The organism is Streptomyces sp. NPDC048606, assembly GCF_040650855.1.
Lineage (GTDB): Bacteria > Actinomycetota > Actinomycetes > Streptomycetales > Streptomycetaceae > Streptomyces.
Genome location: NZ_JBEZIB010000061.1, coordinates 1 through 14,827 on the forward strand (window position 1 = coordinate 1; position 14,827 = coordinate 14,827).

General features: G+C 74.3%; 16 protein-coding genes and 1 pseudogene. 7 read left to right on the top strand and 10 right to left on the bottom strand.

The genetic code is table 11. The annotated features are described in order from the left end of the window. Positions 1–149: pseudogene (locus tag AB0D01_RS37600) on the bottom strand (IS5/IS1182 family transposase); the annotation flags it as partial. Between the two features lie 234 nt (positions 150–383). Between AB0D01_RS37600 and AB0D01_RS37605 the strand changes: the two are divergent. Beyond that, positions 384–788, top strand: coding sequence for a hypothetical protein (locus AB0D01_RS37605; RefSeq protein ID WP_363063517.1), 405 nt, complete (start codon positions 384–386; stop codon positions 786–788). 83 nt (positions 789–871) lie between these two features. On the opposite strand, the gene AB0D01_RS37610 is transcribed toward AB0D01_RS37605, so the two are convergent. Continuing rightward, complete coding sequence (locus AB0D01_RS37610; protein WP_363063519.1) at positions 872–1,774, bottom strand: helix-turn-helix transcriptional regulator; 903 nt, start codon at positions 1,772–1,774, stop codon at positions 872–874. Positions 1,775–1,875: 101 nt separating this feature from the next. On the opposite strand from AB0D01_RS37610, the gene AB0D01_RS37615 reads away from it, so the two are divergent. Continuing rightward, entirely contained in the window at positions 1,876–3,321 is a 1,446-nt protein-coding gene (locus AB0D01_RS37615; protein ID WP_363063521.1) for an MFS transporter, read from the top strand. 111 nt (positions 3,322–3,432) lie between these two features. Here AB0D01_RS37615 and AB0D01_RS37620 read toward each other — a convergent pair whose 3' ends face one another. Beyond that, the gene (locus tag AB0D01_RS37620; RefSeq protein WP_363063523.1) at positions 3,433–4,167 is read right to left on the bottom strand and encodes a hypothetical protein; all 735 of its coding nucleotides are present in this window, start codon (positions 4,165–4,167) and stop codon (positions 3,433–3,435) included. Between the two features lie 327 nt (positions 4,168–4,494). On the opposite strand from AB0D01_RS37620, the gene AB0D01_RS37625 reads away from it, so the two are divergent. Further along, positions 4,495–5,400, top strand: coding sequence for a hypothetical protein (locus AB0D01_RS37625; RefSeq protein ID WP_363063525.1), 906 nt, complete (start codon positions 4,495–4,497; stop codon positions 5,398–5,400). A 75-nt stretch (positions 5,401–5,475) separates the two neighbouring features. On the opposite strand, the gene AB0D01_RS37630 is transcribed toward AB0D01_RS37625, so the two are convergent. Beyond that, a complete protein-coding gene (locus tag AB0D01_RS37630) occupies positions 5,476–6,573 on the bottom strand; it encodes a serine hydrolase domain-containing protein (protein ID WP_363063527.1) in 1,098 nt (365 codons plus the stop codon). Positions 6,574–6,770: 197 nt separating this feature from the next. Here AB0D01_RS37630 and AB0D01_RS37635 point away from each other — a divergent pair, with 197 nt between their 5' ends. Next, complete coding sequence (locus AB0D01_RS37635; RefSeq protein WP_363063529.1) at positions 6,771–7,733, top strand: helix-turn-helix domain-containing protein; 963 nt, start codon at positions 6,771–6,773, stop codon at positions 7,731–7,733. Here AB0D01_RS37635 and AB0D01_RS37640 read toward each other — a convergent pair. Together AB0D01_RS37640 and AB0D01_RS37645 are read right to left on the bottom strand one after the other, a co-directional pair. Further along, a complete protein-coding gene (locus AB0D01_RS37640) occupies positions 7,730–8,323 on the bottom strand; it encodes an MBL fold metallo-hydrolase (RefSeq protein ID WP_363063531.1) in 594 nt (197 codons plus the stop codon). The two genes, AB0D01_RS37635 and AB0D01_RS37640, sit on opposite strands and share 4 nt — an antisense overlap. An 88-nt stretch (positions 8,324–8,411) precedes the next feature. Beyond that, entirely contained in the window at positions 8,412–9,077 is a 666-nt protein-coding gene (locus tag AB0D01_RS37645; protein ID WP_363063533.1) for a maleylpyruvate isomerase family mycothiol-dependent enzyme, read from the bottom strand. 115 nt (positions 9,078–9,192) lie between these two features. Between AB0D01_RS37645 and AB0D01_RS37650 the strand changes: the two genes are divergently transcribed. Both AB0D01_RS37650 and AB0D01_RS37655 read left to right on the top strand, forming a co-directional pair. Beyond that, the gene (locus AB0D01_RS37650) at positions 9,193–9,933 is read left to right on the top strand and encodes a DUF2071 domain-containing protein (RefSeq protein ID WP_363063535.1); all 741 of its coding nucleotides are present in this window, start codon (positions 9,193–9,195) and stop codon (positions 9,931–9,933) included. Positions 9,934–10,037: 104 nt separating this feature from the next. Next, complete coding sequence (locus AB0D01_RS37655; RefSeq protein WP_363063548.1) at positions 10,038–10,256, top strand: hypothetical protein; 219 nt, start codon at positions 10,038–10,040, stop codon at positions 10,254–10,256. 6 nt (positions 10,257–10,262) lie between these two features. On the opposite strand, the gene AB0D01_RS37660 is transcribed toward AB0D01_RS37655, so the two are convergent. Beyond that, complete coding sequence (locus AB0D01_RS37660; protein WP_363063537.1) at positions 10,263–10,859, bottom strand: TetR family transcriptional regulator C-terminal domain-containing protein; 597 nt, start codon at positions 10,857–10,859, stop codon at positions 10,263–10,265. Between the two features lie 146 nt (positions 10,860–11,005). Between AB0D01_RS37660 and AB0D01_RS37665 the strand changes: the two genes are divergently transcribed. Then, positions 11,006–12,442 carry an amidase gene (locus AB0D01_RS37665; RefSeq protein ID WP_363063550.1) on the top strand — a complete coding sequence of 479 codons (1,437 nt, stop codon included), beginning with the start codon at positions 11,006–11,008 and terminating at the stop codon, positions 12,440–12,442. Between the two features lie 35 nt (positions 12,443–12,477). Here AB0D01_RS37665 and AB0D01_RS37670 read toward each other — a convergent pair whose 3' ends face one another. The 3 genes from AB0D01_RS37670 to AB0D01_RS37680 form a co-directional block, all read right to left on the bottom strand. Then, positions 12,478–12,786 carry a hypothetical protein gene (locus AB0D01_RS37670; RefSeq protein WP_363063539.1) on the bottom strand — a complete coding sequence of 103 codons (309 nt, stop codon included), beginning with the start codon at positions 12,784–12,786 and terminating at the stop codon, positions 12,478–12,480. A gap of 218 nt (positions 12,787–13,004) precedes the next feature. After that, the gene (locus tag AB0D01_RS37675) at positions 13,005–13,430 is read right to left on the bottom strand and encodes a subtilase-type protease inhibitor (protein WP_363063541.1); all 426 of its coding nucleotides are present in this window, start codon (positions 13,428–13,430) and stop codon (positions 13,005–13,007) included. A 584-nt stretch (positions 13,431–14,014) separates the two neighbouring features. Beyond that, entirely contained in the window at positions 14,015–14,782 is a 768-nt protein-coding gene (locus AB0D01_RS37680; RefSeq protein ID WP_363063543.1) for an alpha/beta fold hydrolase, read from the bottom strand. Positions 14,783–14,827: the final 45 nt, after the last annotated feature.

The window sequence follows — 14,827 nt, forward strand, 5'->3', positions numbered from 1 at the left end:
GTCGCCACGAAGACGATCGCGGCCAGTACTTCACGGTCACCGTGCCGACGCCGCCCACCGCCCTGGGGCCGCGACGGTGCCTCCGGCACCACCCGTTGGAACAGCTCCCACAGCTCGTCCGGCACCAGCCGCTCAACGATCCCCACCATGACCGCCAGCCTACCCGCAAAGCCCAAATGAGATGACGTCTTAGGGCGACCGCCGTCCGCCGTCCGCCGCACGCGGGGCCGTCCTCCCCCACGGGGGTGGGGAGGGACGTTCCCGCTCCCGTGGGGGCGGCGGACAGCGGATGCGGGGGCGAACGGCCGATGGAACCATGGGAGGGGACCACGGGAGGGGACCACGAAATGGGCTACGGACCCCCTCGGGGGAAGTGAGCGACCATGATGCGACGCCTCACACGGAAGATCCTGTCGGCCACGGTCGCCACGATCGTGCCGCTCGGCGCCCTCACCGCGCTCTGCGTGACCGCGGCCGGCGCGGCGCAGGGGGCACAGCGGGCGCCGGGGGCCGTGCCCGCCGCCAGTTGCGCGGTGTCCGGGGGGTCACAGGGCCGGATCGGGCTGTCGGGCAGCGGCTTCTACCCCGGTGAGAAGATCTTCGTGCTGTACGCGGGCCCGCAGGGCGAGCGAACCGCCGCCGTCGTCGACGCGCACGAGAACGGCACCTTCGAGGTGGCCGGTCTCCCGAAGGACCACAGCTACAGCCTCCACTCCGTCTACCGGGGCGACTACCGCCGGACGCCGTGCCCGAAGGCCGTCTCGGACGGGGACCCCGCGCTCAGCTGAACCCCGCCGCCGTTCGCCCCGGGAAGCGGCGGCCCTGTGCGGCTGAGCCGGGGCCGCGCCGGTCGCTGCCCGCGCCGCCCCGGTCAGCGTCGCCCGGCGGCCCCCGCGTCCGCGGGGGCCGTGACGGGCGGCGCGGGGGTGTCGGTGGACAGCTCCTCCAGGCGGCGCAGCCGCTCGCGGGTCTCCTCGTCGAGGGGTGCGTAGGTCACCATCCGGGGGCCGCTCGCGGGGCCCAGCCACAGGCTGGTGTGTTCCAGGTGCAGCAGGCCGACGTACGGGTTGCGGATGTACTTCGACCGGGCGCCCGGCCCGACGACCTCGTGGCGGGCCCACACCTCCCGGAACTCGGGCGAGGCCGCCTCCAGCCGGGCCAGGAGGGTCTTCCACGCCGGCTCCGCCAGGTGCTCGGCCATCGCCGCCCGGAACTTGGCCGCCATCGTCCGCAGCGCGCCCGGCAGGTCCACCAGGGCGGCCCGCCAGCCAGGGTCCGTGAAGGCGAGCCACATGATGTTGCGGTCCTCGGGCGGGGTCTGGGCCAGGTCGCCCAGGAGGCGTCCGTACGTGGCGTTGTGCGCCAGGATGTCGTAGCGGCTGTTCTGCACGCAGGCGGGCATCGGACCCAACCGGTCCAGCATCGCCCGGACGCCCGCAGTGATGCTCGGGCACAGCGTGTTCGGGGCCGGGTCCAGGCTCCCGGCCAGCGCGAACAGGTGCGCCCGCTCGCTGCCGTCGAGGAGCAGCGCCCGCGCGACAGCGTCGAGCACCTGCGCCGACACGGTGATGTCGCGCGCCTGTTCCAGCCACGTGTACCAGGTGACTCCGACGCAGGACAGCTGCGCGACCTCCTCGCGGCGCAGGCCCGGCGTGCGTCGGCGCGGACCGCGCACCAGCCCGACCTGCTCGGGGGTGATGCGCTCTCGGCGGCTGCGCAGGAAGTCCGCGAGCTCGTGCCGGCGGACGTCGCTTCCGGGGGCCACAGTGGTCATGGGACCAGCCTGCCGCACCGTCGATCCTGTTGCCAGGTGGTGCCGGTACCCGGATCGGCAGACTCTGGTACCCGTCTGGCGGGGGGGCCCACCGTCGAAGGGTGACCGATACATCCACCGCATCGCCCCGCACCCCCTCCCCCTCGGCGCCCGGCGCCGCCGGCCCGGGGACGCCCCTGGGCACCCTCGGGCTGTTCACCGTGCTGCTGGGGGCCGCGCTGCCCCTGATCGACTTCTTCATCGTGAACGTCGCGCTGCCGTCCATCGAGCGCGACCTCGCCGCCGGCCCGGCCCTGCTGGAACTGGTCGTCGGCGGTTACGGCGTCGCGTACGCCGTCCTGCTCGTGCTCGGGGGGCGCGTCGGCGACACCCTCGGTCGGCGCCGGCTCTTCCTCGTCGGCATGGCCGCCTTCGGCGTCACCTCGCTCGCCTGCGGTCTGGCCCCGACCGCCTGGACCCTCGTCGCCGCCCGCGTGGCACAGGGCGCGGCCTCGGCGCTGATGCTGCCGCAGGTCCTCGCGACCATCCAGGCCACCACCGAGGGGCCGCGTCGCGCCCGTGCCATGAGCCTGTACGGGGCCACCGCGGGCCTGTCCATGGTCGCGGGGCAGATCCTCGGCGGGGTGCTGGTCGCCGCCGACGTCGCCGGGACCGGCTGGCGCGCGGTGTTCCTGGTCAACGTCCCGGTGGTGGTCCTCGGGTTGGTGCTCGGCGTGCGCGCGGTGCCGGAGACCCGGTCGGCCCGCCCGGCCGCCGTGGACGTCCCGGGCACGCTGCTGCTCGCGCTGTCACTGGTCTCGTTGCTGCTGCCGCTGACGGAGGGGCGGGCCGCCGGGTGGCCGGCCTGGACCTGGTTCTCGCTCGCCTGCTTCCCGCTCGCGGCGGTGTCCTTCTACCTCGTCGAGCGGCGGGCTGACCGGCGGGGCCGGACCCCGCTGGTGCCGCCGAGCCTGCTGGGGCTCGTCTCCCTGCGGCGCGGTCTCGCCGTGGTGCTGCCGTTCTCCGTCGGGTTCAGCGGGTTCATGTTCGTCCTGGCCGTCGTCTTCCAGCGGGAGTTGCGGATGGGGCCAGTCGCCGCCGGGCTCGCGCTGGTCCCGATGGCCGTGGCCTTCTTCGGCGCCTCCCTGGCCGGTCCGCGTCTGGTCGGCCGCTACGGTACCCGCGTGGTGAGCGCCGGGGGCGTGCTCCAGGCCGCCGGCATCGCGCTCCTGCTCGTCACGCTGCGGCACGGTCCGCAGCAGCCGGGGCCGGCCGTCCTCGCCCCCGGGGTGGCCCTGGCGGGTCTGGGGCAGGGGCTGCAACTTCCCGTGCTGATGAGGCTGATGCTGTCGGACGTGCCCGCCGAGCGGGCCGGTGTGGGCGGCGGCGTCATGATCACCGCCCAGCAGTCGGCGTTGGCGCTGGGCGTCGCCACCCTCGGCGGCCTGTTCCTCGCCCTGGCCCCGGCGGTGGGGTCGCGCGACGCGGTGAGCGTGACGCTGCTGGCGCAGCTCGCCCTGATCGCGCTGACGGTGCTGCTCAGCCTGCGCCTGCCCCGCATGCGCTGACCGTCGCGCGTCCGGAGCGGCGGCGCGCCCCCGGGGGCGGTGCCCCGGGCGCGCGACGCCGCGAACGGGTCCCGGCGGTCCGGCCGTCCGGGGCGGTGTCGTGAGGTGCGGTCAGCCGGTGGTGTGCCAGGCGGTCGTCAGTCCGTCCAGCCACGCGGGCGGCAGCTCCGCCGCGTCCCATTCCTCCCGCAGCTCCGCCGGTACGGCGGTGAGCCGCTCCAGCACCGCGATGCCGGCGGCGGAGTGGAGCAGCGAGTAGCGGCCGTGCATCGTGATGGCGCTGCCCGGCCCGTAGGTCGCGAACAGCCTTTCCAGACGGGCGTGGTGGGCGGTGGTGAACTCCGTCAGCCGGGTGGCGTACCCGGCCCGTCGGCGCGGGCCCATCGTGGCGAGCACGGCGACGAGCACCTCGCCCGTCACCTCCGGGTCGAGCTCCGAGACGGCCGCGAACGACAGGTACAGGGGGGACAGCGCGACCTGGGCCCGCTCCACCTCGACGCGGCCCACCGGCGGGTGCTCCCCCGCCCGGGAGGCGGGGCCCTCCTCCCCGACGGCCCCGACGAGGGTCCGCTCGGCGATGGCGCCCAGCCGCTCCAGGAGGTCCTCCTCGCCGTCGAGGCGGCCCGCCGCGTACTCCTCGCCCTTGTCCTCCCACCCCGCGCCGCGGTCGCGGTCGCTCAGCTCCTCGTGCGCGAGGGCCAGCACCCCCGCCTCGACGAGCCCGATGAGTTGGCTCGCGTCATCGGCGTGGACGCCCGACCGGGCCAGGAGCTGGAGCAGCGTCGCCCTCGCATTGTCGACACTGACCTCGTCCGGCCACTGCCGTCCCTCCTCGGCGGCGCTCATCGGGCCCTCCTCCTCGCTCGGGTGGTGCGGTGCGTACAACAGAGATCAATCTCCCCTCGACCGGTCAACGCCCGGCAACCGGTTTCCGCTCCCGGTGGCGCGGACCGGGCGGTCGCACCGGTCTCGGCCACCGTGTCCAGGCCTACGGCGGCCATCTTCACACCTCCGACGGACCCCGTGGGGTCGGCCCCCCCGCACACCGCCCCGATGGGCGCGGGCCGGGCGCAGCGGCGGCGGGCCTCGTCCGCGCTTGTCCGCGTGGCGGGGCGGGCGGAGGATGGGAGGGGGGTGGCCCGCCGGACCGCGATCCGAGGTGGTGAGGCTCCGATGCCGGTCGAACACGGCGCCCGACGGCGCGAGACGCGGATCTTCTGTGGGGCGGGCCTGGCCTGCGTGCTGGTGGCCGCGCTCGCGTCCCCGGGACACGCGGCGGTCGGCTACACCGCCCCCAACCTGCTGGGTCTGACCCTGTCCCCACCGGACGCGATCGTGACCTTCCGCGACAACGTGAAGCCGAACAGCGACGGCGAGGGGACGGACGGGGCGGTGGGGGTCACGATCAGCGAACGGGCGAATCCGGCCGTGTCCGTCACGAAGTTCGTGCCGGGCGTGCCCGGTACCGGCAAGGTCGTCACCCGTAGCGTCAGGGTGCCGATCAAGCCGAACACGGCGTACTGCGCCCAGGTGAAGTCCGCCATCCTGGTCGACGGCCGGTACACGGAGCACACGGCGCCGTCCAACACGGTCTGCGCCGGCGGAAGGCCGGGCGAGGGCACGGAATCGGGCACTGCGAGCCTGCCGGACGAGGGCGGCGTCGTCATCACCGACGAGGGCGCCTTCAGCACCGACGTGTCCCTGCGGGGCGTCACCGGGGAGGCCACCGCACCGGTCGGCTCCACCCGCAACTACTGGGTGCGGTACACCAACGAGGGCCGGGTGGCGGCGGAGAACCTGACCCTGGTGGTGCAGACCTCGGGTGCGCTGGGCATCCGCCGGCCACCGGACTCCGGCGCCTTCAACGGCTTCACCTGCGCCGCCCTCGGCGCGAGCGGTGGCGCCACCGCCGGCTACCGGTGCACCGGAGGCTCGCTCAAGGCCGGCCAGAGCGCCGAGATCCCGGTCCTCGCCAAGGTCGCCGGCCCGGGTGCGGGGACCATCCACGTCTCGATCGACTATCCGAACGACCCGATCAAGAGCAACAACTCGACGACGTTCTCCGTACAGGCCCAGTAGGCCCGGTAGATCCGGTAGGCCCGGTAGGCCCGGTAGGCCCGGTAGGCCCGGTAGGCCCGGGCGTCTTCGTTCGGATCACGGTTCGACGCGGTCGCCGAACTCGGCCTCCAGCAGGTCGGTGAAGATGCCGATGGGGTCTTCCCAAGGTCCTGTCGCCCAGTCGGCGTTGACGTTCACCGCGATCAGGCGCGTGCCCTCGCGCGTGCCGTAGACGTACGACCAGGAGCCGAAGAGCGCGCCGCCCATGCCCCACAGGGCGGTGCCGGAGGGCAGGGTCAGGCGGGAGACTCCGAGACCGTAGGCGGCGCCCGGAAGCCAGTCCGCCGTCGGGACCGTGGTGAACATCTCGCGCTGTCGCTCCGGCGGGAGGAGGCGCCCCGCGAGCAGTGCCGCGAGGAACCGGTCGAGGTCGGCGACGGTGGAGATCATCGCGCCCGCCGCCCAGTACGGACTGGTCTCCAGTTCCGTGACGTCGTGGACGGTGGCGTCCGGGTCGGGTGAGAACAGTCTGGTGTAGTGGCTCGCGTGAGGCTCGGGCAGCAGCGGGTCGGCGCCGAGCGGCAGGGAGGTTCCCGTCAGGCCGAGCGGGCGGGCGAGACGGTCGGTGATCTGCTCGGCGAGCGTCCGGCCGGTCACCCGCTCGACGATCATCCCGGCGAGCACGTAGTTGGTGTTGGAGTACGCCCAGCCCGTCCCCGCCGGGAAGTCGGCCGGATGCGACATGGCGATCTCCACGAGTTCGTGGGGCGTGTAGCTTTCCCGCCTGCTCAGTGCCGGCTGGTCGCCGGTGTGGCTGAACACTCCGCTCGTGTGGTTGAGGAGCTGTCGGACGGTGATCGCGCCGCCGTCGTGGCCGTTGCCGGTGACCACGCCCGGCAGCCATCGCTCCACCGTGTCCTCCAGGGCCAGTCGGCCTTCGCCCACCAGTTGCAGGATCACGGTGGCGGTGAAGGTCTTGGTGATGCTGCCGATCCGGAACCGGTCCTCGTGCCCGCGCGGCCGACGGGTCCGGGTGTCGCCGACCCCCGCCGTGGCGAACCACTGCCCGCCGCCGTCACGGACGTGGACGAGGATTCCCGGCACTCCCCCTTCCCCCACCGCCCGGTCGAGCACACGGCGGACGGCGTCGTGGCTCCCTCGGACGACGCGCGCCGCCGACGTGGCTTCCTCCATGTGAACCCCCCGGGTCTCAGGTTTTCGTAATACCTGAAAGCTACGCCGCACACCCCTCGGCGGAACCGGCGCGAGCCCTGGAACCGGCGGGAATCGGGGAGGTTCCCGGATCTTGTAGCGTTGCCGGTGACGGCTAACGCAACGCACCGGCCTCAGTCACGTCGAGCCGGCTCGCGGTACCCGAGCGGGGGGCGGAGATGGGCGGCGGGAGACTCACCGCGAAGGAGCGCGGGGACATCGAGGCGGGACTGGCCGATGACCTGCCGTACGCCGCGATCGCCCGGCGACTGGGGCGGCCGACCTCGACCGTCAGCAGGGAGGTCGCCCGCCACGGCGGCCCGGGCGGCTACCGCGCGGAACACGCCGACCGGGCCAGTTCCTGGCGGCGGCGCAACCGGCCGCCACGGCCGGCGGCACCACCGGCCACCGACGCCGAGGCCGCGCACGGGCGGGACCCCGACGCCGTCCGCGCCTTCACGGACGCCTTCGCGACCCTGATGACCGCGGCCGGACTGCCCCGCACGGCCGCCAGGGTGCTGGCCTGCCTGGTCACCACCCCCTCCGGCGCGCGGACCGCCGCGGAACTCGCCGGGCTGCTGGGGGTCAGCCCCGCCTCGGTGTCCAAGGCCGTGGGATACCTCGAAGGGCTCGACGTCCTCACCCGCGCCCACGAGCCCGGCCGTCGCCGCGCCCGCCACGTCATCGACGACGAGGTCTGGCTCCGCCTCTGGTCGGCGAGCGCCCGGAAGAACGCCGCCTGGGCCGACACCGCCCGAGCGGGCGCCGATCTGTTCGGCCCCGGCACTGCGGCGGGAGCACGACTAGAGGCGATGCGGCGGTTCTTCGCGGGAGTCCACCGGGACATGACCGACCCCTCGGCCGGTACGGCCCTCGACGACGCGATGACCGTGCTCACCGCCCTCCTCCACGCGGCCCGGCCCCTCGCCGGCGGCGAACTCGCCGCCGCACTCGGCTGGCCACCGGCACGCGTCGCCACCGCCGTACGAGCCGCCGAGCACCACCCGGAGGCCTGCGGACCACTCGTCCTTCGGCGCACCCCCTCCGGCGCGCACCTGGTCACGGCCCGGCACGACAGGCTCACTCCGGCCCAGCGCACGGCCCTCGCCCGGCGCTCCGACGATCCGGAAGTGACGGCCTAGCGGGGGGCGGTGTCGTCGGCCGGGAAGGCGGGGCCGTGGCCCGGGACGATGGTGTCGGCGGTGGCCAGGACCCGCAGTCGGGAGTTCAGCAGGACGTCGTGGTCGGGGGCCACCGGGTCGTCGACGGGGCCGTTCGGGCGCCACCAGAGGTCGCCGACGAAGGCGGTGACGCCGTCCTCGGTGCCGACGAGAAGGGTGATGTCCTCGGCGCTGTGGCCGGGGGTGCGGATGAGCTTGAGGGAGGGGGTGAGTTCGTGGCCCTCCGCGTCGCGGTCGGTCCACTGGTCGTCGCGGTAGACGGCCTTGTGGTCGTGGACGCGGGCCCGGCCGAAGAGGCCGACGTTCATGGTGTTGTCGGGGTGGTGGTGGCTGAGGATCACGTCGGTGATGTCGTCGGGTCCCAGTCCCAGTTCGGCCAGGGGGCCCAGGATCCGGTCGCGGCCGGCGACCATGCCCGGGTCGACGATCACGTGGTGCTCGCCGTCGGTGACGTAGGAGACCGTGGCGGCGACTCCGGGTCCGGTGGAGAGGGTGTATCCGGTGGTCAGGATCGTGTACTTGGCGCTGCGGCCGAGCGGTGCGTCTGTCATGCCCTGAAGACTGCCGGCGCGGCCGGGGGCGTACGAGTGGCCGTGATGCCACCGATCGCGGGATTCGTGCCAACCTCGCCGGCGGGGGTCAGGTGCCCGCCGCCAGCACCTCGACGCCCGGCCCGGAGAGGTCCGCCAGGGCCGCCCGGCGGCCCGAGACGGCCAGCAGGAGGGAGAGCGCGGGGCCCGTCACCGCCGGCCCGTCCCCGATCGTCAGGTCGGTATCGGTGCCGGTGCCGGTATCGGTGCCGGTGCCGGTGTCCGTGGCCGTGGCCGTGAGGCGGACCCGCGTGAGCAGCTCCTTGGCCCCGCCGAAGGAGGCGGGGGTGCGCGTCTGGAGCCGCAGCGCCCTGACGACGGCGTCCGGTGGGTAGCGGCGGGTCAGGCCGAGGGGCCTGCGGATGTCCTCCCCGTGGACGATCTCCTCGACGAGGCGGCTGTCGAGGGGCGCCGGGGGCGTCGACGTCCGCCCCGCGACCCGCCGCAGGCGTTCGAGGGTCTCCCCCGGGGTGTTCCCGCGTTCGCGTGCCACGCCGCGCGCGTTCTGCCGGTCGAAGTCGAAGCCGGCCCGGGCCAGCCCGACGACGAAGCCGAGGCGGGTGGTCCGGGCCGTGTCGACCAGGTGCGCGGCGACGTCGTGGACGGTCCACCCCTCGCACAGCGACGGCGTCCTCCACTGCTCTTCGTCGAGGCGGGCCAGGTCTTCGATCAGGGCCGCACGTTCCGCGTGCACCACGCGCCAGACGTCTTCCATCACGGCCTCCCTTCGTCGTGCCCAGTGTCGCCCCCCGCGCCGACGTTCCGGGCGGGCTCGGCATCGGCGTGGCGGACGGGCGGACGCGGCCGGGCCTCTCTGGCATCCTGGCGCCGTGCAGCCTCCCGTGCCCGTGACGCCCGACGCGCCCGCCCGCATAGGCGCCCCGCTCCTGACGCAGGAGTGGCTCGACCTGACCTTCGTCCACTGGGCCGTCGACCCGACCGTCGTGGCCCCGCTCCTGCCGGCCGGCACCGTGCCCGACACCCACGACGGGGTCACCTACGTCGGTCTGGTGGCCTTCCGCATGCACCGGGTCGGGTGGCTGCGCCTGCCCGGCGTGCCCTACCTCGGCTCCTTCCCCGAGACCAACGTGCGCCTGTACTCGGTCGACGCCCACGGGCGGCGCGGCGTCGTGTTCCGCTCGATGGACGCCTCCCGGCTGTTGCCCGTCGTCATGGGGCGCGCCTGTTTCCGGCTGCCGTACGTCTGGTCGCGGATGAGCGTGCGCTCGCACGGCGACACGGTCCGCTACGTGAGTTCCCGCCGCCGGCCCGGCCCGCGCGGGGCCCACAGCCGCATCACCGTGGTCAGGGGCGCGCGGATCGAGGAACCCACCGAGCTGGAGCACTTCCTCACCGCCCGCTGGGGCATGCACAACGCCTTCCTCGGCAGGGCGGCGTACCTCCCCAACGACCATCCGCGCTGGCCCCTGTACCGCGCCGAGCTGCTCACGTGCGAGGAGGACCTGATCGCCGCCGCCGGTCTGCCGGCACCGCAGGGGGCGCCGGTCAGCGTCCTGTACTCGCCCGGTGTCCCGGTCCGCCTGGGGCGCCCCTCGTCCGCGGGGCGCTGAACCGGGGGGGCGGTCCGCTCGAACTCCCGGGCGAAGGGCCCGTTTTCGTGTCGTGGGCCGGGGTACCCGCGTGGGACACGACCACGAACGTGGAGGCGACACTTATGCGCGGCATCGGCGGTTGCATCGCCCTGATCGTGGTGGGGGCCATCCTCACCTTCGCGAGCGACTGGAAGATGGAGAGCGTCAACCTCGACCTGGTCGGTCTCATCATGATGGCGGCCGGCTCCGTCGGCCTCGGGGTGTACGCGAGCGTCCTCAAGCGCCGTCGCACCGCGGGGGTCCTGCCCGTGGTGGACGGCCGCGACCGCGACGGCATCTGAGACGGCCTAGCGTTCCCAGAGCCCGGCCAGGTGGGCGTCGAGCACGTCGTGCGCCGCCCCGGGAGTCAGGTGGCCGATGAGGACGTGCGCGGTGAGTCCGTCGGCGAGGGCGAGCAGGGTGCGGGCCTCACGGCGCGCGTCGAGGGGCGCGCCGTCGGCCCGGCTCTCGCCGGCTTCCACGACGAGGCGGGTGAACGCCTCTTCCAGGGAGGCGTAGTCGGCGCGCAGCGTGGCGGCGAGCGGTTCGCTGACGGCCGCCTGGGCGACGAAGGCGAGCCAGACCCGGGCCTCGGCGCGGTGTTCCTCGCGCAGGAGGGCGACTTCGGTCGCCGCGTGGCCCAGGGCGGTGCCGGCGGAGCGGTCCCGGCCGCCGCCGACGCGGGCCCGGGCGCGTTCGGTGATCCGCTCGCCGATGTGCCCGAGCGCGAAGACGAGCATCTCCTCCTTGGTGCGGAAGCACCGTTGCACGGCGCCCATCGACACCTGTGCGCGGGCGGCGACGTCGCGGAGGGTCACGCCCTCCAGCCCGCGTTCGTCGGCGAGTCGGCAGACGGCCTCGGCGATGAGGCGGCGTCTCCTCTCGTGGTCCACCAGCCTGGGCATGCCCGTCGTCTCCTCCCTCGCGGCGTCGCGCCGCACGGCGCATTTTATCCGATGCGCTCGCATCGATTCCAGCGGTACGGTACCGATGCAAGCGCATCGATACGTGTGTTGCGCGAACGAACGACGAGTGACGAGTGAGGAATCCCGTGCAGGACGCCCTGTGGAAGATGTCGGCCGCCGCCCAGGCCGAGGCCGTACGCGGCGGAGAGGTCTCGGCCGTCGAACTCCTCGACAGCCACCTGGCCCGGATCGGCGAGGTGAACCCGCTGGTCAACGCGGTCACGCAGCTCATGGCCGAGCGCGCCCGCGCGGAGGCGGAGCGCACGGACCGACGGCGGGCCGCCGGCGGGGCGTTGGGGCCGCTCGCGGGCGTGCCCTTCACGGTGAAGGAGTCCACCCCCGTCGAGGGGGTGGCGACCACGTTCGGCACGCCGCGCTTCCGTGACCTGGTGGCGCGGGCCGACGCGCCCCCGGTGGCGCGGCTGCGCGCCGCCGGCGGGATCCCCGTGGGGCACACCAACGTCCCCACCCTGATCCTGGCGGGGATGCACACGCGCAGCGAACTGTTCGGCGACACCCTCAACCCGTGGGACGCGGGCCGGACCCCCGGCGGCTCCAGTGGTGGTGACGCGGTGGCCGTGGCCACGGGCATGGCCCCGCTCGGGCTCGGCAACGATTCCGGCGGGTCGGTTCGGATCCCGGCCCAGTTCTGCGGCGTGGCCGGGCTGAAGCCGACCACCGGCCGCTTCCCCGCCGACCACCGCGTCCTCGGTCCGGACGACCCGGGCCCGGCCTCGCAGATGCTGGTCACGGACGGTCCGTTGGCGCGGAGCGTGGGCGACCTCCGACTGGCGTACGAGGTGCTGGCGGGCACCGATCCGCGAGACCCCCGGGCGGTGCCGGTGCCCCCGTACGGCGAGCCGCTCGGCGGGCGGATCAAGGTCGCGGTCGTGACGGACCCGGGCGGGCACGGCGTCCACCCCTCGGTCCGCGCGGCCGTGGCGGCGGCGGCCGACGCGCTGGGCGACGCCGGGTACGACGTGCGCGAGGTGGCGGACGTACCGCGGCTGGACGAGGCCCTCGACGCCTACGGCCGGATCACCGTGACGGAGTTCGCCCCGTCCTGGCCGGCGGTGCGGGCGCTGCTCGGCAAGGGCGGGGACCGCTACATCGCGATGGCGATGGAGAAGACCCCGCCCGCGACCGCCGCCGAGCTCGTGTCACTGATGGGCACCTGGTTGAACATCCGGCGCTCGTGGGCCGGGTTCCTGGACGAGTACCCGCTGCTGCTCGGTCCGGTGTTCACCGAGCCGCCGGTGGAGCCCGGGCTGGAGTCGCGCGACCGGGCGGGCCGGGACCGGGTGGCGTCGGGCATGCGGCTGTGCACCGTGACGAGTTTCGTGGGCGTCCCCGCCGTGGCGGTGCCGACCGGGCCGGCCGACGGACTCCCCTGCGGGGTGCAGGTGGTCGGGCGGGCCTTCCGGGAGGACCTGTGCCTGGACGCCGCCCAGGCCATCGAGGACCGCCTCGGGGTCCTCACGCCCGTCGACCCGCGCACGGGGACCGCCGGCCGTGGGGCGTGAGGGTCCGCCCCGGGGCCTCGGGCCCCGGGCCGCGGTCAGCCGATGGTCCGCTGCTCGTGGACGTCGCAGTCGGTGTAGACGGGCGGCCGGGTCATCAGCGTCGACAGGTGGCGGGCGAGTTCGCCCGTCTCGGGGGCGTCGCTGTTGGCCACGGCGCTCTCGTGGGAGTCGAACTCGACCACGGCGAGGTAGCGGTTCGGGTTGGCCCGGTCGTTCAGGAGGGTGCGGGCCACGGGGGCGCCGGTGCGGCCCTGGGCGCGGACCCGTTCCTCGTACGCGCGCAGGGCGTCGCGTACCTCGTCGATGCGTTCGGTCTCGAAGTCGATGATCTGGGCGAACCTCATGGTTCCGCTTCCTCCTCGCGCCGGACGGCCCCGCGGGCGGTGACCCGCGGGTGGGGACCCGCGCGGTCAGCAAACACCGCGGCGCTCTTCCCCTTCGGCTCACACGCCGGCGGGAGCGGGGATTCCACGGGTTCGGAGGACCTACGGGGGGGACGAGGAGGCGGACGGAACGGCTGTCACGCGGCGGCGCGGTGCGCGGCGCGTGGGAGCGGGGGGTGTCAGAAGGCGTAGACGGCGTTGCCGTTCAGCGTCGCGGACATCGCGCACGCGTTGGAGAAGGTGTGCTTCCACGAGACGTGGCTGCCGCGCCAGACGCCGTCGGCGGTGACCGTGACGGGGTCGTAGTGCATCGGGCAGGCCCGGTCCGGGTTCGGCTCGGCCAGCAGGCGGTTGAACTCGCCGCCGGTGGCGTTGAGCGCGTCGCACGCGGCCCGGGGGGCGGGGTGCGTACCGGTGGCGGTGTAGGCGCAGCTGAGGACGGTGGCCCGCAGGACCGTGCCCGTGGCGGCGTCGTCGCCCTGGGTGACGGCGAACACCATGGCGGAGGGGGCGTACAGGCTCGCGGGAGCGGCTTCCGCCACGCCCGTGGCGCCGGCGAAGCAGAGGAGAGCGGCGGCGGAGACGGTGGCTAAGCGGTGACGCACGGGAAGACCCACTTTCGATTCGAAGGTTTCTTCCGGCGCTGCGGCTTCTTTGCAGCGCCGAACCGAGGTTGAGCCTGCCAGGTACGAAGGTTCACCGCACATCGGCGGTCGATTTACGGACACCCCGTTCGGATATCGGAGATCCGGAGGGCGTTCGCCCTGCTCCCGGCGCGTACCGGCAGGTCCGCGCCCCCCGGGAGGCGGGCGCGACCGCCGCCGCCACGTCGACTCCCGCACCCGCCGCCCAGGTGGCGGCCCCCTCCCGTTCACCGGACGGCTTCCCAGGGTGACCGGATCAATGCGGTGCGTGCTCCGAACCGCTATCGGAATCAACTATTCCGCCCCGGGGGGTGCCGAGCGGGGGCGTCGCCCGGTACGTCATGACCCGCCGCGACCGCGGCGACACCCCGGCGTCGCGGGGATCCTCACCACCTTCGACGCCGACCTCACGGAGGTGGAACCGCCCGAGCTCGCCGCGACCTTCCACCGCCTGGCCCGACGGTGGGCGGAGGCGGCGGGGGCCTCGCGGGCCGACGTGCGGTGATCACCGCAGGTCGCGTCCGGTCCGGCTCACTGCTCACTGCTCAGCCGTCGACCGCCGTGCGGAGCCGGTCGACCATCGTACGGATGACGGCGGCCTGTTCCCGGGCCAGGTAGAAGTGCCCTCCGGGGAAGACGCGCAGGTCGAACGGGCCCGTGGTGTGCTCGGCCCAGGCCGCCGCCTCGGGGACGGTGACCTTCGGGTCGTCGTCGCCGACCATCGCGACCAGGGGGCAGGTCAGGGGCTCCGCCGCTGCGGGGGCGTAGGTCTCCGCCGCCCGGTAGTCGGCCCGGATGGCCGGGAGGATCATCCGGAGCAGCTCCTCGTCGCCGAGCAGCTGCGTGTCGGTGCCGCTGAGGCTTTTGACCTCCTCGACGATGCCGCGGTCGTCGCGCAGGTGGACGGTCTCGCGCCGGTGGGCCGAGGGGGCCCGCCGGCCGGAGGCGAACAGGGCCGCCGGCGCTTCGCCCCGCTCCCGCTCGAAGCGGCGGGCGACCTCGAAGGCGACGGAGGCGCCCATGCTGTGGCCGAAGAGGGCGAGCGGCCGGTCCGCCCAGGGCAGCAGTGCCGTGAAGACCCCGTCGGCGAGTTCCTCGACGGTGTCGACGAGCGGCTCGGAGCGGCGGTCCTGGCGGCCCGGGTACTGGACGCACAGCACGTCGACGAAGTCCGGCACGGCCCGGGCGACGGGGGCGTAGAAGCTCGCGGAGCCGCCCGCGTGCGGGAGGCACACCAGCCGGACGGCGCTGTCCGGGCGCGGTCGGAAGCGGCGGATCCACAGGGTGTCTTCGGTGGTGGTGGAGGGGTTCACGGGGCTGACCGTTGCCTTTCGGAGGAGGGGGAGGAAGGACGGAGA

Coding starts and splice junctions, on each gene's coding strand:
- AB0D01_RS37605 (WP_363063517.1), top strand. CDS start 384: ATGATGCGACGCCTCACACGGAAGATCCTGTCGGCCACGGTCGCCACG.
- AB0D01_RS37610 (WP_363063519.1), bottom strand. CDS start 1,774: ATGACCACTGTGGCCCCCGGAAGCGACGTCCGCCGGCACGAGCTCGCG.
- AB0D01_RS37620 (WP_363063523.1), bottom strand. CDS start 4,167: ATGAGCGCCGCCGAGGAGGGACGGCAGTGGCCGGACGAGGTCAGTGTC.
- AB0D01_RS37625 (WP_363063525.1), top strand. CDS start 4,495: ATGCCGGTCGAACACGGCGCCCGACGGCGCGAGACGCGGATCTTCTGT.
- AB0D01_RS37630 (WP_363063527.1), bottom strand. CDS start 6,573: ATGGAGGAAGCCACGTCGGCGGCGCGCGTCGTCCGAGGGAGCCACGAC.
- AB0D01_RS37635 (WP_363063529.1), top strand. CDS start 6,771: ATGGGCGGCGGGAGACTCACCGCGAAGGAGCGCGGGGACATCGAGGCG.
- AB0D01_RS37640 (WP_363063531.1), bottom strand. CDS start 8,323: ATGACAGACGCACCGCTCGGCCGCAGCGCCAAGTACACGATCCTGACC.
- AB0D01_RS37645 (WP_363063533.1), bottom strand. CDS start 9,077: ATGGAAGACGTCTGGCGCGTGGTGCACGCGGAACGTGCGGCCCTGATC.
- AB0D01_RS37655 (WP_363063548.1), top strand. CDS start 10,038: ATGCGCGGCATCGGCGGTTGCATCGCCCTGATCGTGGTGGGGGCCATC.
- AB0D01_RS37660 (WP_363063537.1), bottom strand. CDS start 10,859: ATGCCCAGGCTGGTGGACCACGAGAGGAGACGCCGCCTCATCGCCGAG.
- AB0D01_RS37670 (WP_363063539.1), bottom strand. CDS start 12,786: ATGAGGTTCGCCCAGATCATCGACTTCGAGACCGAACGCATCGACGAG.